Raw genomic sequence first — 19,211 nt, 5'->3', positions numbered from 1 at the left:
GCCGACGACTACATCGGCGAGGCCATCACTCAGCTCGAACATTCTCCTGGGCAATTGGTTATTGGGGCCGCTTTGTGGCCCCAGGCACCTTTACTGCTGGGCCACTTTCTCCGACTTGCCGTCATAGCGCTTGCGCCATTCAGCCAGGATCTGGTCGCGGTTCTTTGAGGCCCAGGCAAAGTCATTCTTGATCAAGCGCTGCTCGTAGTCCGCTGGCAGCTCGGTCTGTGGCTTGGCGATCCCTGGCGCGGCCAGCACTGCAAAGTTTTCTTTGTACAGCTCCATTGCCGCGGGGCTTGCGGAGAAGTCAGCCAAACGCTTGGCCGCCTCTGCCTTCGGCGTGCCCTTGATCACTGCAGTCGCTTCGATTTCCCAGCCTAGACCTTCTTTGGGCAGGATGATGTCCAGCGGCGCCCCTTGGCGCTTGAGCTGCACCGCCGGGTACTCGAAGGAAATACCAATCGGGAATTCACCCGAGGCTGCCAGCTTGCAGGGCTTGGAGCCGGAATGCACATACTGGCCGATGTTCTGGTGCAGCCCGTCCATGTAGGCCCAACCCTGCGGCTCGCCAAAGGTTTGCAGCCAGGCGCTGACGTCCAGGAAGCCGGTGCCGGAGGAGGCCGGGTTGGGCATGACGATCTTGCCTTTGTACTCAGGTTTGGTCAGGTCCTGCCAGCTGACGGGCTTGCTCAGGCCCTGCTTTTCGGCCTCGACGGTGTTGAAGCAGATAGTCGCGGCCCACACGTCCATGCCCACCCAGGCTGGCGGGTTGGCGGCGTCGCGGTAGTTTTTGGAGATCTTCTCCAGGTCTTTTGGCGCATAGGCTTCAAGCATCTGGTGCTGGTCGAGAATGGCCAGGCTGGAGGCCGCCAGCCCCCACACGGCGTCGGCCTGCGGGCGGTCTTTTTCCGCCAGCAGCTTGGCGGTGATGATGCCGGTGGAATCGCGCACCCACTTGATCTCGATGTCCGGGTTGGCCTTTTCGAAGGCCTGCTTGTAGCTCTTGAGCTGCTCGGCCTCCAGGGCGGTGTAGACCGTCAGCTGGCTCCCGGCGGCCGTAGCCTGCAGGCTGAATACAGCGGATACGGCAGCGGCAAGTGCAAAGGGCTTGAACATGTTGCGGTTCCTTTCAGGGTTGGCAGTCGGTCAATGGCCGGGGGCGCGTTGGCGCCAGGCCTGGGAGCGGCGCAGCAGGCCGCGAGAAGCTGCGGCTAGCAGCAATGAGGCGGTCGCACTGGTTAGCAGGATCAGGGTCGACATGGCGGCAGCGCCGCCGACGTTGCCGGCGTCGTCCATGTTCAGCACGGCGACGGCCGCAAGGATGGTGTCGGGGCTGTAGAGGAAGATCGCCGCCGACACCGTGGTCATCGCCGAGACGAACAGGTAGCGAATGATGTCCAGCAGCGCTGGCAGGCAGATCGGCACGGTCACCCTCAAGAAATGCCGATAAAGCGGCGCCTTGAGCGACAGCGCTGCCGCCTCGAACTCGCCGTCGAGCTGGCGCAAGGCGGTGGTCGCGGTCATCTGCGCGGTGGTCAGGTAGTGGGCGATGGTGCACACCACCAGCAGCGCCATGCTGCCGTAGAACACATGCAGCGGGTTGCCATTGAGATTGAAGAAGAACACGTAGCCCAGGCCCAGGACCAAGCCCGGCACCGCCATCGGGATGAAGCTCAGCAGCCGCAGCGATTGGTTGAGCAGGCGCTGGCCTTGGGTCTTCTCCATCAAGTAGGCACCAGCGAAGATCACCACGCTGCCGATCAACGCCGTGCAAAAGGCCATGGTCACGCTGTTGCGGTAGGCCAGCCAACCGCCGCCAGCGGTGTCCTCGAACCTGTAGTGCTTGAGCGACAGCGACAGGTTGTACGGCCAGAATTTGACCAGCGACGAGTACACCGCCATGCCGACGACCGCCAGCAGCACCGCACAGATCAGCAGCACGATGGCCAGGAACACGCCGTCACGCAGCCGCGATGGCTTGGGCTCGAACACCTGCGCACGGCCACTCAGCGCCTCGCCCTGGCGCCGACGCAACCAGGCATCGACGGCAAAGCTCAGCAGCGCTGGCACTAGCAGGACCATCCCAATCAACGCGCCACGGCCGAACTGTTGCTGGCCGACCACCGCCTTGTAGGCCTCCAGCGCCAGCACCTGATAATCGCCGCCGACGACGACTGGCACGCCAAAGTCGGTGATAGTCAGGGTGAACACCAGGCAGAACGCGGCGAACACCGCCTGACGCGTGGCCGGCCAGGTGATGCTGAAAAACGCCCGCACCGGGCCTGCGCCCATGCTCGATGCCGCATCGAACAAGCGCGCATCTGCCAGTGACAGCGCCGACAGCAGAATCATCAGGGCATGTGGAAAGGTGTAGATGGCCTCACCCAGGACGATGCCCCAGAAGCCATAGATATTGTCGCTAAGCAGCCCGCGCAGCAGGCCTTGGTTACCGAACAGATAGACCAGGGCGATGGCCGGCAGCATCGACGGCGCCAGCAGCGGCAGCAGGGAAACCCCTCGCCACAAGCCTTTGCCGGGGATCAGCGTGCGCTGCAAGGCGTAGGCGAACAGATAGGCCAGCGGGATGACGATCACCGCCACCGTGAATGCCACTGACAAACTGTTGCCGAGCAGCCAGTGGAAGTTGTCGCTGGCAAACAGCTCGCGCGCCGCCAGCAGGCCGCCGCCTTGGCCTGCGTCAGCGCTCAAACCTCGCCAGAAGATCGCCAGCAGCGGCATCAGTACCGCCAGCACCAGCAGAACCAGCAGCAGGCTCTTGCCGCCGACCACGAACAACCGGTCACCCAAGGCGACGCCATTGCCCGGCGCCGCCTTGGCTTGCTTGAGCGGCAAGGAGATTGGCGCGGCCATCTTAGGCAAACACCTGCAGGCTCTGTGGTGGCAGGGCCACCCAGATGTCTTGCGAACCCAGGCGCGGCATGGCTTCTGGGGCAATTTCCGCGAGCAGGGTATGCCCTGGCAGGGTTTTCAGCTCGAAGCTCATTCGGCAGCGGTTGCCGAGGAAGGTGATCTCCTGGACCTTGGCCGCGAACAGGTTTTCCTCATGCACCAGCGGGTTGACCGTGATCGCCTCCGGGCGGCAGAACAGCCGACCGCTGCTGGCGCGGGCCGCGTTTGGCCCCAGGCGCATGTTCATCCCGCCAACCTGGGCGTGGCTGTCGCCGCTGCGCTGGAACGGCAGCCAGTTGCCCTGGCCGACGAACTCGGCAACGAACGGCGTCGCGGGTTTGTCGTAGATTTCTTGCGGCGTGGCGTACTGCTCGACCTGACCGTTGTTCATCACGGCGATGCGGTCGGCCATCAGCATGGCCTCGTCCTGGTTGTGGGTAACCATCAAGGTGGTAATGCCGAGCTGGCGCTGCAACTGGCGTAGCTCAGTGCACAGATGCTCGCGAACGCGCGCATCCAGCGCCGACATCGGCTCGTCGAGCAGCAGCAACGAAGGGGCCGGAGCCAGGGCGCGGGCCAGGGCCACGCGCTGCTGTTGGCCACCGGAAAGCTGCCCGGGGTATTTCTTCTCGCTGCCCAGCAGGCCAACCAGTTCGAGCATCTCGGCCACGCGCTGGCGGGCTTGCTCACGGCTGGAGCCGGTCAGGCCGTAGGCGATGTTGGCTTCGACTGTGAGGTTGGGGAACAACGCGTAGGACTGGAACAGGATGCCGTAATCACGCGCCTGCGGTGGCAGCTCGGAAATGTCCCGATCACCGATGTACAGCGCCCCACGGTCCTGCCGTTCGAGGCCCGCGATGCAGCGCAGCAGGGTGGTCTTGCCACAGCCCGACGGGCCGAGCAGGCAGACCAGCTCGCCAGCGGCGATATCGAGGGAGACATCGTTGAGCGCGGTAAACGCGCCGAAGCGCTTGTGGATACCGCGCACTTTCATCTGTGCGCCTGGGGTGGCGATGGCGTGGGTCATGACAGGGCCTCGTCGAAGAGATGCAGGCCATGCTAGGAACCCAATGCGAAGCTTATGTGGCTTTAGGGCAAAAGCCGGTGATAGTGGTATTGGTGGATTTTGTAGTGGCCACGTTCAGTGTCGACTGCAGGCGCGATTGCGTGGGATTGGGCTTGCCCCGCGATGACGTCCTTGTGCTCACCATCGCCATCGCGGGGCAAGCCCGCTCCCACGAGGCCCGTGTGTAGCTCGCAGACGCCCCGTTGGCGCGGCATCGCCTACAGCCCCGCCACCTCTTGCGCCACCCCGAGGAACGCCGCCGGTAACCTGGCCTGGCGCCGCTCCTTCAGGCAGTACAGGTACTCATGCATCACCGGCGCATTCTCCAGCACCAGCACCCGCAGTTCAGGGTTATGCGGCACCTCATGGCGAGCAATGATGCTGATGCCGATGTTGCGCAACACCGCCTCGCGAATCGACTCGCGGCTGCCAATTTCCAGCAACGCACCGATCTTGACCCCGGCATCGGCGAGCATCTGCTCGGTCAGCTTGCGGGTGGTCGAGCCCTGCTCGCGCATCAGCAGGCAATGCCCGGCCAAGGCGTCGATGGCCACCACCTGGCGATTGGCCAATGGATGATTGCGGTGCACCGCTACCACCAGCGGATCAGTGCCGAGCACGCGGCGAATCAGGCGCGCATCTTCGAGCAGCTGCGATGACGCAGCAATGTCCACCCGATAGTCTTCGAGCATCTCCAGCACCTGCTGGGAGTTGCCGATCTCCACCGCCACGTCCACTTGCGGCAGGCGCTCGCGGAAGATCTTCACCAGGTCGAGGATGTAGTACGGCGCCGTCGCGGCAATGCGCAAACTGCCCTGGGCCTGGCCGCTGTTGCGCAGCTCGAATTCGATGTCGGCTTCCTGCTGCAGCAAAGCCTTGACCATCGGCAACAGCCGCGCGCCCTCCTCGCTCAACACCAGGCGCCGACCGCCGCGGTAGAACAGCTCAACCGCGTACTGGCTTTCCAGGTTGCGAATCTGCGTGGTCACCGTCGGCTGGCTGAGCCCGAGCTTCTTCGCCGCCAAGGTAATGCTGCCCAGGCGGGCCACCATGTAGAAGGCTTTGAGCTCGGCACTCAGCATGCAGGTTCCTTATTTGCGCAAAAGGCGCAGGCCGTTGAACACCACCAACAGGCTGACGCCCATGTCGGCGAACACCGCCATCCACATGGTGGCCATGCCGGCAAAGGTGATCGCCAGGAAAATCGCCTTGATCCCCAACGCCAACACGATGTTCTGGGTGAGGATCGCCGCACTTTGCCGCGACAGCCTGACGAAGGCCGGGATTTTGCGCAAGTCATCGTCCATCAGCGCCACGTCGGCGGTCTCGATCGCAGTGTCGGTGCCCGCCGCGGCCATGGCAAAGCCGATTTCGGCGCGCGCCAGGGCCGGCGCATCGTTGATCCCGTCGCCGACCATGCCGACCCGGTGTCCTTCGGCGTACAGCGCCTCGATGGTGTTGAGCTTGTCACTGGGCAGCAAATTGCCTTCAGCTCGGTCGATACCGACCTGGGCGGCAATCGCCTGGGCGGTGTGCGGATTGTCGCCGGTGAGCATGACCGTCTTGATGCCCAGCTCATGCAACTCGGCGATGGCCTGACGGCTGCTGTCCTTGACCGTGTCGGCGACGGCGAACAACGCCAACGGGCCGCTGCGGTCGAGCAGCAAGACCACGGTTTTACCCTGGCGCTCCAATGCATCGAGCTCGGCTTCCAGTTCAGGCGAGCACAACCCCAGCTCCTCGACCAGGCGATGGTTGCCCAGGTGATACAGCTCCCCGTCGATCTCGCCACGCACGCCACGCCCAGCCAATGCGGCGAACGCGCTGACCTCGCTCAGCGCCGTACCCTGTTCCTTGCCGAACTGGGCAATGGCACGGGAAACCGGGTGATCAGAACGCTCGCCGAGGCTTGCCGCCAGCGCCTGGGCACGGCCTTCGAACAGCGGCTCAAGCAGCTTGAAGTCGGTCTGTACCGGCTTGCCATAGGTGATCGTGCCGGTCTTGTCCAGGGCAAGGAAGTCCAGCTTGCGCCCCCCTTCGAGGTACACGCCGCCCTTGATCAGAATGCCCTTGCGCGCAGCGGCGGCCAGGCCACTGACGATGGTCACCGGCGTGGAGATCACCAAGGCGCATGGGCAGGCCACCACCAGCAGGACCAGGGCGCGGTAGATCCAGTCGAACCAGGCACCCGCCATGAACAGTGGCGGGATGATCGCCACAGCCAGCGCAACGGCGAACACCACCGGGGTGTAGATGCGCGAGAAGCGATCGACGAAGCGCTGGGTCGGAGCGCGCGCGCCCTGGGCCTCTTCCACGGCCTTGATGATGCGCGCCAGGGTCGATTGCCCGGCTGCAGCGCTCACCTGATACTCCAGCGCCCCCTCCTGGTTGATGGTGCCAGCGAACAACTTATCGCCTTTGTTTTTTTCCACAGGCAGGCTTTCGCCGGTGATCGGCGCCTGATCGACGCTGGACTGGCCATTGAGCACCTCGCCATCCAGACCGATCCGCTCGCCGGGACGTACCCGCACCACCGCACCGAGGGCCACCTCACGGACATCGACCTCACGCCACTGGCCGTCCGCCTGCTGCACGGTGGCCATGTCCGGGCTGAGCTGCATCAGGCCACTGATCGCGTTGCGGGCGCGGTCGAGCGAGCGTGCTTCGATCAGCTCGGCAACGGTGAACAGCACCATGACCATGGCCGCTTCTGGCCATTGGCCGATCAGCACGGCGCCGGTCACGGCGATGCTCATCAGCGCGTTGATGTTGAGATTGCGATTTCTCAGGGCGATCCAGCCCTTTTTGTAAGTGCCCAGGCCACAGCCAAGGATCGCCGCCAGCGCCAGCGCAGCGACCAGCCAACCAGGCGCAAGCGCAGTGAAATGCACCACCTCGGCAGCGATCGCCGCCACCCCGGACAGCGCCAGCGGCAACCAACGGGTCTTGGCTGCGGGGGCCGGGGCGGCTTCATCGGCATCGGTCAGCGGCTCGGCCTGCATGCCAAGGCTAGCGATGGCTTGCTCGATTGCGTGGGTACCGCTCAAGGTGTGACGCACACCGAGCACCCGGTTGATCAGGTTGAACTCCAGCTGCTCGACGCCGGCCATCTTGCCCAGCTTGTCCTGGATCAGGGTCTGCTCGGTAGGGCAGTCCATAGCCTGGATGCGGAAGCGGCTGAGCTGCGCATTGCTGCTAGCCTTCTCGGTCAGTTGCACCAAGGCTGGCGCAGCGGCAGCAGAGCCACAGCAGCTGTGCGCGTGGGTGTCGTGGCAAGAGGCTTTGCCGCCATGCTCATGGTCGTGAGCATGGGCGTGGTCGTGCGAGTGATCGGGGCTGACAGGCTGGTTCATGGATTCGTCCTTAAAGAGAGCCTGTTGCCAAGTGAACACCCTATAGCCACTATAGGGTCAAGCCATCTGCTGGAGATTCGTCATGAAGATCGGAGAATTGGCCAAAGCCACCGATTGCGCCGTCGAGACCATCCGCTACTACGAACGCGAGCAGCTACTGCCAGAGCCTGCCCGTAGCGAGGGCAACTACCGGCTGTATACCCAGGCACATGTCGAGCGGCTGACCTTCATTCGCAATTGCCGAACACTGGACATGACCCTCGATGAGATCCGCAGCCTGCTGCGCCTGCGTGACAGTCCGCAAGGCCAATGCGGCAGCGTCAATGCCTTGATCGATGAGCATATCGCGCACGTGCAGGCGCGCATCGATGGCTTGATGGCCCTACAGGCACAATTGGTGGAGTTGCGCCAACGCTGCACGGCACCCGGCGCTGAGTGCGCGATCTTGCAGCAGTTGGAAGTGAATGGGGCGGTATCGGTGCCGGAAACCGAGCACTCACATGTGGGGCGCAGCCACGGGCATTAGCTTCGGAGCCGCAAAGCGGCCCCGAAATTGTTGGATCAAACTGCCATCGGCGCAGTCATCGGCGCATGGTGTTCATACCCTTCCAGGCTGAAATCACTCGGCTCGATCTTCTCCAACCACTCAGGCTCATACTTGCCGGTCTTGGCAAACTCCGGCACGCGACCACTGATCACCAGCTTCGGCGCCGCCAGCGGCTCGCGCTTGAGCTGCTCGTTGAGCATGTCCAGGTGGTTCTCGTACACATGGGCATCGCCGATGAAGTAGGTGAACCAGCGCGGGGTGTAGCCCGTCAGGCGGCCGAACAGCGACAGCAACGCGGCGCCTTCGGTGAGGTTGAACGGCGTGCCCAGGCCCAGGTCGTTGGAGCGGATGTAGAGGGTCAGGGAGATTTCCTTGGTCTCGACATTGGGGTGGAACTGGTACAGCAGATGGCACGGCGGCAGGGCCATTTCATCGAGCTGGGCGCAGTTCCAGCCGTGGAACAGGATGCGCCGGCTGCCTGGATCGTTGGCGATGGTGTCCAGGCACTGGCGCACCTGGTCGATGGCCTTGTAGAGGATGACGAACGCCTGGCCGTCTTCCTCGTCCTGGGCAATCTTGCGAAAGCCTTGCTTCTCAGCCATCTCGATGGCGGCCGGGTTGCTCAGCGGCACGCGCTTGTAACCTGGCCACTGGCGCCACTGCACACCGTAGATCTCGCCGAGGTCGTCATGCCCCTGGCGGAACGGGTTGGCCAGCCACTGGGCGTTCTCGTTGGCGTTCTGGTCCCAGACCTTGCAGCCCAGTTCGCGGAACTCACCGGCGTTCTTCACCCCACGCAGGAAGCCGACCATCTCGCCAATCGCCGACTTGAACGCCAGCTTGCGGGTGGTGATGGCCGGGAAGCCCTTCTGCAGGTCGAAGCGCAGCATGGCGCCGGGCAGGCTGATGGTGCGGATGCCGGTACGGTTACCCTGCAGGGTGCCGTTTTCGATAACGTCGCGGACCAGATCTAGATATTGTTTCATGGCTTACCTGTAACAAGAACGGCAGGGGGATCGCCCCTGCCGTGAAAATCAGACGGTGGCCTTGGCCGTTGGTTTACGGTTGTAGGCCCACCAGATCAAGAAGATGCCCGCAGCGATCATCGGCACGCAGAGCAACTGACCCATGGTCAACCAGCCGAAGGCAATGTAGCCAAGCTGGGCATCGGGTACCCGCACGAATTCGACGATGAAGCGGAAGATGCCGTAGAACAGCGCGAACATGCCGGAAACGGCCATGGTCGGGCGCGGCTTGCGCGAGTACAGCCAAAGGATGACGAATAATGCCACACCTTCCAGGGCGAACTGGTACAGCTGCGACGGGTGACGCGGCAACTGCGCCGGGTCGCTGAACGGCGGGAAGACCATCGCCCAAGGCACGTCGGTGGCCTTGCCCCACAACTCGGCATTGATGAAGTTGCCGATGCGCCCGGCACCCAGGCCAATCGGCACCAGCGGGGCGACGAAGTCCATCAGTTCGAAGAACGACTTGTTGTTGCGCTTGCCGAACCACAGCGCCGCCAGCATCACGCCGATGAAGCCGCCGTGGAACGACATGCCGCCTTTCCACACCTCGAAGATCAGCGTCGGGTTGGCCAGGTAGGCCTGCAGGTCATAGAACAGCACGTAGCCCAGGCGTCCACCGACGATCACCCCCATCGACAACCAGAACACCAGGTCGGAGAGTTTCTCCCGGCTCCAGGTGGCATCGAAGCGGTTCAGCCGGCGCGAGGCCAACAGCCAGGCGCCGCCGATGCCGATCAGGTACATCAGGCCGTACCAGTGAATTTTCAGCGGCCCGAGCGCTACGGCGACGGGGTCGATCTGCGGGTAAGGCAGCATTGCGGTTCCTCTCGATCAAATCAGGAAGCTAAGCCCGACGCAAAACAGCAGCGCGGCGAACAGACGTTTAAGCAGGCGCGGCGACAGCTTGTGCGCCAGCCGCGCGCCGTAGCGGGCGAAGAACATGCTGGTCACGGCGATGCCGAGCAGCGCCGGCAAGTACACATAGCCCAGGCTGTGCGCCGGCAGGTGGCTTTCGTGCCAGCCCAGCAGCATGAAGCTCAAGGCGCTGGCCAGAGCGATCGGCAGGCCACAGGCCGAGGACGTTGCCACCGCCTGCTGCATGGGCAGGCTGCGCCAGGTCAGGAACGGCACGGTCAGCGAGCCACCACCGATGCCGAAGATTGCCGAGGCCCAGCCGATCACCACGCCGGCGCCGGTTAACCCAGGTTTGCCAGGGATGCCGCGACTGGCCTTGGGCTTGAGGTCCAGGGCCATCTGCACGGCGATCACCAGGGCGAACACGCCGATGATCTTCTGCAGCATCGGCCCCTGGATCAGCGAGGCGGTCTTGGCACCGATGCCGGCACCGATGAGGATGCCGAGGGTCATCCAGGCGAAGATCGGCCAGCGCACCGCGCCCTTGCGCTGGTGTTCACGCACGGCATTGATCGAGGTGAAGACGATGGTCGCCAGTGAGGTGCCCACGGCCAGGTGGGTCAGCACCGAGGGATCGAAGCCTTGCAAGGTGAAACTGAACACCAGCACCGGCACGATGATGATCCCGCCGCCCACGCCGAACAGCCCGGCCAGGACGCCGGCGCAAGCGCCCAGCAGCAGATAGAGTACGAACTCCATTCGTCGACCCCTTGAAATTCAATCCGGCATGGTAACGGAAGCCGGGGTCTGGGCTCTAGTGAACTCTATGACAGACACTGGTGAACACTGTGACAGGATGGATCAACCGCCCCCCAGTGGGTAGAGTGAGGCAAAACACAGAGGCCAACCTATGTGCCTGATCGTATTTGCCTGGCGGCCGGGGCACGCCCTGCCGCTGATCGTCGCGGCCAACCGCGACGAGTTCCACGCTCGACCGACCCAGGCGCTGGCGGCTTGGGAAGATGCGCCAGGCGTCTATGCCGGGCGCGACCTGGAAGCGGGCGGGACCTGGCTGGGTGTCGGGCCGGGCGGACGCTTTGCGGCTTTGACCAATATCCGCGACCCACGCCAGCCGCTTGGGCCGCGTTCGCGTGGCGAGCTGGTGGCGGCGTACTTGCGAGGGGAGCTGGCGGTCGAGGCTTACCTGGATCAGGTGGCCAGCCGCAGCGCCCAGTATTCAGGGTTCAATCTGTTGGTGGGCGATGCTGAGCAGCTGGGCTACTTGCACGCACATGAGCCCGCGCCGCGCCTGCTGGAGCCTGGGGTGTACGGGCTGTCCAACGCAGGGCTGGATACGCCATGGCCGAAGCTGGTGAAAACCCGTGAGGGGCTGGCGCGGTTACTGGATGATCCTGATCCACGGCAACTGCTGGGCTTGCTTGCCGATGGCGAACCTGCGGCGGATGCCGAGCTGCCGGACACCGGGGTTGGCTTGGCGACCGAGCGGCTGCTGTCCAGTGCGTTTATCGCCAGCCAGAACTACGGGACGCGGGCGAGTACGGTGCTGATTGTCGACAAGCAGGGCCGGCGGCGGATGGTCGAGCGCAGCTTTGGGCCGTTTGGCGGGCATCTGGGGGAAGTCGAGCTGACAACCTGAGACCCCAGCGAGGTACGGGCTGGTTGGGAGCGGGCTGCGTGGGAGCGGGCTTGCCCCGCGATAGCGTCGCTGAACCCACTTTGAGCTATCGCGGGGCAAGCCCGCTCCCACGAGTCGATCACGAATCGATCACGAGTCGATGTCTTTCCAGGCTGACTCAGAGGGTCTTGTTCGCCCCAGGCCCGATCATCCGCGCTAGCCCCAGGTTCTTCAGCGCCAGCTGCAGCGAGCTGTGGATAACTTGCGGGTTGTCATGGCTCATGGCATCGGCGAGCAATTCCTTGGCCTTGCTCATGTTGATCTGGCGCAGCATCCACTTCACCTTCGGCAGGTTGGTGGCGTTCATCGACAGGCTGTCGAAGCCCATCGCCATCAGCAGGATCGCCGCCGCCGGATCACCGGCCATCTCGCCGCAGATACTCACCGGCTTGCCCTCGGCATGGGCATCGCGGACCACAGTCTGCACCGCCTGCAACACCGCTGGGTGCAGGTAGTCATACAAATCGGCGACCCGCGGGTTGTTGCGGTCGACCGCCAGCAGGTACTGGGTCAGGTCGTTCGAACCGACGGAAAGGAAATCCACCTGCCGCGCCAGCTCCTTGGTCTGGTACACCGCAGCCGGAATCTCGACCATCACCCCCACCGGTGGCATCGGCACGTCGGTGCCTTCATCGCGCACCTCGCCCCAGGCCCTGTGGATCAGGTGCAGCGCCTCTTCCAGCTCATGAATACCGGAAATCATCGGCAGCAGGATGCGCAAGTTGTTCAGGCCTTCGCTGGCCTTGAGCATGGCGCGGGTCTGCACCAGGAAGATTTCCGGGTGGTCTAGCGTCACGCGAATACCGCGCCAACCGAGGAAGGGGTTTTCTTCCTTGATCGGGAAATACGACAGCGACTTGTCACCGCCGATATCCAGGGTCCGCATGGTCACCGGCAGCGGATGGAACGCCGCCAGTTGTTCGCGGTAGATCGCTAGCTGTTCTTTCTCGCTGGGGAAGCGCTGGTTGATCATGAACGGCACTTCGGTGCGGTACAGGCCGACGCCTTCGGCGCCGCGCTGCTGGGCGCGGGCGACATCGGCGAGCAAGCCAGTGTTGACCCACAGCGGCATGCGATGGCCGTCCGGGGTCACGCAAGGCAGCTCGCGCAGCGCGTCCAGGCCCTGGGCCAGCTGGCGCTCCTCCTCGACGACGTCGCTGTACTGCTTGCGCAGCACGTCGCTGGGGTTGGTGAACACCTCGCCCTTGTAGCCGTCGACGATCATCTCGATGCCGTCGACCTTCGAATACGGCAGGTCGACCAGGCCCATGACCGTCGGGATACCCATCGCCCGGGCCAGAATCGCCACGTGCGAGTTACCCGAACCCAGTACGGACACCAGGCCCGCCAGCTTGCCTTCCGGCACTTCGCCGAGCATCGCCGGGGTCAGCTCTTCGCTGACCAGGATGGTGTTTTCAGCGTACACCAGCGACTGCGAGCGGGCCTCTTGCAGGTAGGCCAGCAGTCGCCGGCCGAGGTCTTTGACGTCCGAGGCGCGCTCACGCAGGTAGTCGTCGTCCATCAGTTCGAAGCGATTGACGTGCTCGCCCACCACTTGGCGCAGGGCGCCCTGGGCCCATTGGCCAGTCTTGATGACTTCGACCACTTCGCCACCCAGGGCGGCGTCTTCGAGCATCATCAGGTACACGTCGAACAATGCCCGCTCTTCCGGGCGCAGCTGGGTGGCGAGTTTGGCCGACAGCTTGCGCATGTCGGCGCGCACGCCTTCCAGGGCGTTGTTGAACAGTTTCAGCTCGGCGTCGATGTCATCGACGGTTTTATCGGGCACCACTTCCAGGTCGGCCGGCGGCAACATGACCACGGCGCGGCCGACCGCAGCGCCGGGCGAACCCGGCACGCCGACGAAGCGCGCCTCCTGGATGCCCTTGCCTTGGCGGCCCAGGCCACGAATCGAGCCGGTCGCCTCGGCATGGGCGATGACCCCGGCGAGCTGAGCGCTCATGGTGACTAGAAACGCTTCTTCACCTTCATCGAACTGGCGGCGCTCTTTCTGCTGGATGACCAATACCCCGACCACTCGCCGGTGGTGGATGATCGGTGCGCCGAGGAAGGAGGCGAAGCGCTCTTCGCCGGTTTCGGCAAAATACCGGTAACGCGGGTGATCGGCGGCGTTTTCCAGGTTCAGCGGCTCTTCGCGGGTACCGACCAGGCCGACCAGACCCTCGTTGGGCGCCATGCTGACCTTGCCGATCGAGCGCTTGTTCAGACCCTCGGTGGCCATCAGCACGAAGCGGTTGCTTTCCGGGTCGAGCAGGTAGACCGAGCAGACCTGGCTGCCCATGGCCTCCTTGACGCGCAAGACAATGATCCCCAACGCCGTCTTGAGATCTTTGGCGGAGTTCACTTCCTGGACGATCTTGCGCAGCGTATTGAGCATGGCTCGGGGTCGAACTCCGTCGTCAGTCGCGCGTCAGCAGGCGCGGTGCTAGCTCTTTCAGGGCGCGACGGTAGACCTCGCGCTTGAATGTCACCACCTGGCCCAGCGGATACCAATAGCTGACCCAGCGCCAGCCGTCGAATTCCGGTTTACCGGTCAGGTCCATCCGTACCCGCTGCTCATTGGTGACCAGGCGCAGCAGGAACCATTTCTGTTTCTGGCCAATGCACAACGGCTGGCTGTGGGTCCGTACCAGACGCTGGGGTAAACGATAACGCAACCAGCCACGGGTGCAGGCAAGAATTTCCACATCGTCGCGCTCAAGGCCGACTTCTTCATTCAGCTCGCGGTACAGGGCGTCCTCTGGCGTCTCGTCGGGGTTGATGCCCCCCTGGGGAAACTGCCAGGCATCCTGGTTGATCCGCCGAGCCCATAGCACCTGCCCGGCATCATTGGTCAGAATGATGCCGACATTAGGGCGAAAACCATCCGGGTCGATCACGGCAGCAACCTCGCAAACGCATGTCACCGCATTGTTCCACAAAGCTCACAAGCGCAGCAACGCGCCCGCCACGCTTATGTGCAGCGAGGTGAAAACTCCGTATTCTGCGGGGCCACCCTGTGCCTTAAGCGAGTGACCTTGATGCGCCTGGCTTTATTCGACCTGGACAATACCCTCCTCGGCGGCGACAGCGATCACGCCTGGGGTGACTACCTGTGCGAACGGGGCATTCTTGACCCTGTCGCCTATAAGCAGCGCAACGATGCGTTCTACCAGGATTACCTCAACGGCACCCTGGACCTGCAGGCCTACCTGGCCTTCTCGATGGAGATCTTCGCCGCCACCGAACCGACCCAGCTCGATCAATGGCACCGCGAATTCATGCGCGACTGCATCGAGCCGATCATCCTGCCCAAGGCCCTGGCCCTGCTGCGCCAGCACCGCGAGGCGGGCGACAAACTGGTCATCATCACCGCGACCAACCGCTTCGTGACCGCCCCCATTGCCCGGCGCCTGGGTGTGCGCACTCTGCTGGCCACCGAGTGCGAACGCGAGGGCGAGCGCTACACCGGGCGTAGTACCGATATACCGTGCTTTCGTGAAGGCAAAGTGACGCGGCTCAAGCGCTGGATGCTGGAGAATGGCTATGACCTGGAGGACAGCTACTTCTATAGCGACTCGATGAACGATGTGCCGCTACTGGAGCAGGTGACGCATGCAGTGGCGGTAGACCCAGACCCAAAGCTGCGTGCCCATGCCCAGCAGCGTGGCTGGCAGGTTATTTCCCTGCGCGATTGATCCCAGCTATCGCGGGGCAAGCCCACTGCCACGCTGGTTACGCAGGTTGCGTGGGAGCGGGCTTGCCCCCCGATCGGCTACACCCTCAGACTGGCTTGGCGCCCATCAGCCCGGCGATGGACAAGAAACACACACCACTGAACACCGCCAATGCCAGAGTAAAGCGCAGCCCAGTAGGCTCAGCCCGACGCAGCCGGTTCAGCCGCACCAGCAACCACCAGGCACTGAACGCGCCAAAGGTATAGATGACGCTGGAGGCCAACACCCAGGTCTGCCCCAGCGGCCAACCGATCAGGTGCACCAGCCACCAGCCGGTAAACGGCATGCTCAGCAGGCACACGCCCATCAACAGCCAGACGAACAGCAGCGGGCGGCGCAGCAGTTGGCTGTAGACCGTGGCGTCACCGCGCCGACGTGCACGCCAGGTCCAGATCGCCAGGCCCAGGGCGCTGGCGAGCAGCAGCACGGTGGCGATGATGTGGGCGGCCTTGAGGGTAGTCAGGTATTCCATTTTCGAGTCCTTGGTTGGGCTTGCGGGCTTCATCGCGGGGCAAGCCCGCTCCCACGATAGTGCAACCGTTACACAGGCTTGGCGTGGGAGCGGGCTTGCCTTGCGATGAGGCCTTTGAAGCCTAGCTTAGCCCTTTAGCCCAAAAACAACCGGTACGCCGGGTTCTCGGTCTCGTCCCAATACGGATAGCCAATCTTGGCCAATGCCGCTGGCACCAGGTGACGCTCGTCTTCCGGTACTTGCAGCCCCGCCACCACCCGGCCATCGGCAGCGCCATGGTTGCGGTAATGGAACATCGAGATATTCCAGCGCCCACCGAGCTTGTTGAGGAAGTTGAACAATGCCCCCGGCCGCTCGGGGAACTCGAAGCGCAGCACGATCTCATCACTGGCGCCCGCCGAATGCCCACCGACCATGTGGCGAATGTGCAATTTGGCCAGTTCGTTGTCGGTCAGGTCGGTAACCGGGAAGCCTTGCTCGATCAACTGCTGAACCAACATAGCCCGCGGGTCGTTCTCCGGATGGGTCTGCACGCCGACGAAGATATGCGCCTCGTCCGAGGTGTGCTTGCGGTAGTTGAACTCAGTGATCTGGCGTTTGCCGATGGCTTCGCAGAAGGCCTTGAAGCTGCCTGGACGTTCTGGGATGGTCACGGCGATGATCGCTTCGCGCTTTTCGCCCAACTCGGCGCGCTCAGCGACGTGGCGCAGGCGGTCGAAGTTGACGTTGGCGCCCGAGTCGATAGCCACCAGGGTATGGCCGGTCACGCCGGTCATCTCAACGTATTTCTTGATCCCAGCAACGCCCAAGGCGCCAGCAGGTTCGGTGATCGAGCGGGTATCGTCGTAGATATCTTTGATTGCCGCACAGATCTCGTCAGTGCTAACGGTGACCACTTCATCGACGTGGAGCTTGCAGATATCAAAGGTATGCTGGCCGATCTGCGCCACTGCCACGCCATCGGCGAACAGCCCGACTTGCGGCAGGACCACCCGCTCACCAGCGGCCATAGCCGCTTGCAGGCAGTTGGAATCATCTGGCTCGACGCCGATTACCTTGATTTCCGGGCGCAGGTATTTGACGTAGGCAGCGATACCGGCGATCAGCCCACCGCCGCCGACCGGGACGAAGATCGCGTCCAGCCGGCCTGGGTGCTGACGCAGGATTTCCATGGCCACGGTGCCCTGCCCGGCGATGGTGTGCGGGTCATCGTAGGGGTGGATATAGACGAAGCCTTTTTCCTCGACCAGCTTCAACGAATAGGCCAGTGCCTCGGGGAACGAGTCGCCATGCAGCACGACCTTGCCGCCGCGCGAGCGCACTCCTTCGATCTTGATCTCGGGGGTGGTCTTGGGCATCACGATGGTAGCCTTGATGCCCAGCTCGCGGGCCGCCAGGGCAACGCCCTGGGCATGGTTGCCGGCCGAGGCAGTGACCACGCCACGGGCCAGTTCTTCCGGGCTCAGCTGGGCCAGCTTGTTGTATGCCCCGCGGATCTTGAACGAGAACACCGGCTGTAGGTCTTCGCGCTTGAGCAGGATCTGGTTGCCCAGGCGTTTGCTCAGCTGGCCGGCGCTGTGCAGCGGGGTTTCGACGGCGACGTCGTAGACGCGCGAGGTGAGGATCTTCTTGACGTACTGTTCGAGCATCGGGAAAGCATCACTGGGCCGCGGGACAAGGCCTGCGAGTCTACCCCAGCGCTACGTCGGCGGACCACAGCAAAGCCGAGGTTTTGCCGGCGCTTGCCGCTATACTATGCGCCTCTCGAAACTCCCCAGCCCCACTCGGAGCCCGCATGACCCAGGACCAACTCAAACAGGCCGTCGCCCAGGCCGCTGTCGATTTCATTCTGCCCAAGCTGGATGATAAAAGCGTTGTCGGCGTCGGCACCGGTTCGACCGCCAACTTCTTCATCGACGCCCTGGCTCAGCACAAGACGGCGTTTGACGGCGCGGTCGCCAGCTCCGAAGCCACTGCCCAGCGCCTGAAGGGCCATGGCATTCCGGTGTACGAGCTGAACACGGTCAGCGAACTGGAGTTCTACGTCGATGGCGCCGACGAGAGCGACGCGCACCTGAACCTGATCAAGGGCGGTGGCGCGGCCCTGACCCGCGAGAAGATCGTTGCGGCCGTGGCCAAGACCTTCATCTGCATCGCTGACGGCAGCAAGCTGGTGCCGGTGCTCGGCGCCTTCCCGCTGCCAGTCGAAGTGATCCCGATGGCGCGCAGCCATGTCGCCCGTCAGTTGGTCAAACTCGGTGGGGATCCGGTGTACCGCGAGGGTGTGGTAACCGACAACGGTAACGTGATCCTCGATGTGTATAACCTGCAGATCACCAACCCGGTGGAGCTGGAAAGCCAGATCAATGCGATCGTGGGTGTAGTGACCAATGGCCTGTTCGCGGCGCGTCCGGCGGATTTGCTGTTGCTGGGGACTGCTGAAGGTGTGAAGAGCCTCAAGGCCGAGTAATGCATCGCGGGGCAAGCCCGCTCCCACGTACTGCGCTGCGCCCAGGAAGTTGAACACCAATCCATTTTCTTGGGGCAGCTCACTTACGACGTGGGAGCGGGCTTGCCCCGCGATAGAGCCCTCAAGGGCAATCATTCAGCCGGCTGTTTGAACACATAGAACAGGTTCGGCTCGCTTACCAGGTAGATCGTCCCCGCATCATCCATGGCGATCCCTTCTGCCTGCGGCACGGTCTTCTTCAAGCCTTGATAACCCTTGCTCAACGACAAGGTGCTCAATGGCTTGCCCTTCACATCCAACTCGACCACCAAGCGCGATTCATCGGACAGCGCCAGCAAGTGCCCGCTACGCTCATCGAACTGCAAACTCGACAGATCACGCACGAACAAGCGTGAATCGCGCTTGCGATCCTGCACCACGTGCACCGCATAGGGCTGCTCTGGGTTTTCATGGGGGAAGCCGTGAACCTCGTAGATCACCATCGGGTCACGTTCCTTGGCGACGAACAGGCGCTTGCCCGCCGAGTCGTAGGCCAGCCCCTCAAAACCCTTGTTGCCATTGAGGCCGATGCCCAAGGTCAGCTGCTCGGCATCGTTGGCGTCGAGAAACAGCGTGTCGTCATCCAGGCGAACCCGGATCAGCCGCTGCTGACGCTCGTCGGTAATCACGAAACTGTTCGAGCCGACATACTCCACCGCCTCCGGATCACCGAAGCCGGTCAGGGGGACGCGGCGCAGAATGCGCCCATCCAGCGACAGCTCGATCAGCTCGGAACGTTTGTTGGTAACGCTGAACAGGGTCTTGCGCTCAGGATCGTAGGTGAGCGCCGAGATGTCGTCGTCCAAGCCCTCAATTGGCTGGGCCTCTAGGACCACCTGGTAACGCCCAAGTCCAATGCCTTGCTCGGCAGGCTGCCACCAGGTCTTGAGATTGAACCAGCCGCGCTCGAACAGGCGAAACTCATGCGCCGCCAGGCCAATCACCAGCAGCGAGGACAAGCCCAGAAACAGCAGTAACAACGGCAAGCGAAAATAACGGCGCATGAAGGCAGACTCGGCGAAAGGGAGGCGAATCTAA

At 63.3% G+C, this 19,211-nt stretch carries 17 protein-coding genes; 4 read left to right on the top strand and 13 right to left on the bottom strand.

What is annotated here, in order from left to right:
* Positions 1-90 precede the first annotated feature (90 nt).
* The 5 genes from HU737_RS24100 to HU737_RS24080 all read right to left on the bottom strand — a co-directional run bounded on the left by HU737_RS24100 (position 91) and on the right by HU737_RS24080 (position 7,329).
* The gene (locus HU737_RS24100; protein ID WP_186555912.1) at positions 91-1,116 is read right to left on the bottom strand and encodes a putative 2-aminoethylphosphonate ABC transporter substrate-binding protein; all 1,026 of its coding nucleotides are present in this window, start codon (positions 1,114-1,116) and stop codon (positions 91-93) included.
* Between the two features lie 30 nt (positions 1,117-1,146).
* On the bottom strand, positions 1,147-2,871 hold the full coding sequence (locus HU737_RS24095; protein WP_186555911.1) for a putative 2-aminoethylphosphonate ABC transporter permease subunit: 1,725 nt from the start codon (positions 2,869-2,871) through the stop codon (positions 1,147-1,149).
* Position 2,872: 1 nt separating this feature from the next.
* Positions 2,873-3,937, bottom strand: coding sequence for a putative 2-aminoethylphosphonate ABC transporter ATP-binding protein (locus tag HU737_RS24090; RefSeq protein ID WP_186555910.1), 1,065 nt, complete (start codon positions 3,935-3,937; stop codon positions 2,873-2,875).
* 257 nt (positions 3,938-4,194) lie between these two features.
* On the bottom strand, positions 4,195-5,058 hold the full coding sequence (locus HU737_RS24085; RefSeq protein ID WP_186555909.1) for a LysR family transcriptional regulator: 864 nt from the start codon (positions 5,056-5,058) through the stop codon (positions 4,195-4,197).
* A 9-nt stretch (positions 5,059-5,067) separates the two neighbouring features.
* On the bottom strand, positions 5,068-7,329 hold the full coding sequence (locus tag HU737_RS24080) for a heavy metal translocating P-type ATPase (protein ID WP_186555908.1): 2,262 nt from the start codon (positions 7,327-7,329) through the stop codon (positions 5,068-5,070).
* A gap of 82 nt (positions 7,330-7,411) precedes the next feature.
* Between HU737_RS24080 and cadR the strand changes: the two genes are divergently transcribed.
* On the top strand, positions 7,412-7,855 hold the full coding sequence (gene cadR, locus HU737_RS24075; protein ID WP_186555907.1) for a cadmium resistance transcriptional regulator CadR: 444 nt from the start codon (positions 7,412-7,414) through the stop codon (positions 7,853-7,855).
* Between the two features lie 35 nt (positions 7,856-7,890).
* Here the strand turns inward: cadR and HU737_RS24070 are convergent, their stop codons facing one another.
* The 3 genes from HU737_RS24070 to HU737_RS24060 are packed head-to-tail and all read right to left on the bottom strand — an operon-like array spanning position 7,891 to position 10,518.
* Positions 7,891-8,862, bottom strand: a complete 972-nt coding sequence (locus tag HU737_RS24070) for a thymidylate synthase (RefSeq protein WP_186555906.1) — start codon at positions 8,860-8,862, stop codon at positions 7,891-7,893.
* 48 nt (positions 8,863-8,910) lie between these two features.
* The gene (gene lgt, locus HU737_RS24065) at positions 8,911-9,720 is read right to left on the bottom strand and encodes a prolipoprotein diacylglyceryl transferase (protein ID WP_186555905.1); all 810 of its coding nucleotides are present in this window, start codon (positions 9,718-9,720) and stop codon (positions 8,911-8,913) included.
* Positions 9,721-9,735: 15 nt separating this feature from the next.
* Positions 9,736-10,518 (bottom strand): sulfite exporter TauE/SafE family protein, encoded by a 783-nt coding sequence (locus HU737_RS24060; RefSeq protein WP_186555904.1) that lies wholly within the window; start codon positions 10,516-10,518, stop codon positions 9,736-9,738.
* A gap of 151 nt (positions 10,519-10,669) precedes the next feature.
* On the opposite strand from HU737_RS24060, the gene HU737_RS24055 reads away from it, so the two are divergent.
* Complete coding sequence (locus HU737_RS24055; protein WP_186555903.1) at positions 10,670-11,416, top strand: NRDE family protein; 747 nt, start codon at positions 10,670-10,672, stop codon at positions 11,414-11,416.
* 157 nt (positions 11,417-11,573) lie between these two features.
* Here HU737_RS24055 and ptsP read toward each other — a convergent pair whose 3' ends face one another.
* Complete coding sequence (ptsP, locus tag HU737_RS24050) at positions 11,574-13,853, bottom strand: phosphoenolpyruvate--protein phosphotransferase (RefSeq protein ID WP_186555902.1); 2,280 nt, start codon at positions 13,851-13,853, stop codon at positions 11,574-11,576.
* Between the two features lie 22 nt (positions 13,854-13,875).
* Entirely contained in the window at positions 13,876-14,355 is a 480-nt protein-coding gene (locus HU737_RS24045; protein WP_186555901.1) for an RNA pyrophosphohydrolase, read from the bottom strand.
* A 141-nt stretch (positions 14,356-14,496) separates the two neighbouring features.
* Here HU737_RS24045 and HU737_RS24040 point away from each other — a divergent pair, with 141 nt between their 5' ends.
* A complete protein-coding gene (locus HU737_RS24040; RefSeq protein ID WP_186555900.1) occupies positions 14,497-15,153 on the top strand; it encodes a histidinol-phosphatase in 657 nt (218 codons plus the stop codon).
* An 85-nt stretch (positions 15,154-15,238) separates the two neighbouring features.
* Here HU737_RS24040 and HU737_RS24035 read toward each other — a convergent pair whose 3' ends face one another.
* Positions 15,239-15,664: a DUF2269 family protein gene (locus HU737_RS24035; RefSeq protein ID WP_186555899.1), complete on the bottom strand. Its 426-nt coding sequence runs from the start codon at positions 15,662-15,664 to the stop codon at positions 15,239-15,241.
* 134 nt (positions 15,665-15,798) lie between these two features.
* Entirely contained in the window at positions 15,799-17,313 is a 1,515-nt protein-coding gene (ilvA, locus tag HU737_RS24030; protein ID WP_186555898.1) for a threonine ammonia-lyase, biosynthetic, read from the bottom strand.
* A 146-nt stretch (positions 17,314-17,459) separates the two neighbouring features.
* Here ilvA and rpiA point away from each other — a divergent pair, with 146 nt between their 5' ends.
* The gene (gene rpiA, locus HU737_RS24025) at positions 17,460-18,134 is read left to right on the top strand and encodes a ribose-5-phosphate isomerase RpiA (protein ID WP_186555897.1); all 675 of its coding nucleotides are present in this window, start codon (positions 17,460-17,462) and stop codon (positions 18,132-18,134) included.
* 131 nt (positions 18,135-18,265) lie between these two features.
* Here rpiA and HU737_RS24020 read toward each other — a convergent pair whose 3' ends face one another.
* Complete coding sequence (locus tag HU737_RS24020; RefSeq protein WP_186555896.1) at positions 18,266-19,177, bottom strand: SdiA-regulated domain-containing protein; 912 nt, start codon at positions 19,175-19,177, stop codon at positions 18,266-18,268.
* Positions 19,178-19,211: the final 34 nt, after the last annotated feature.

Source organism: Pseudomonas urmiensis (assembly GCF_014268815.2).
In the GTDB taxonomy this organism is placed as follows: domain Bacteria; phylum Pseudomonadota; class Gammaproteobacteria; order Pseudomonadales; family Pseudomonadaceae; genus Aquipseudomonas; species Aquipseudomonas urmiensis.
The sequence above is the reverse complement of the archived record's forward strand: the minus strand, read 5'-3'. Positions and strand labels throughout refer to the sequence as shown.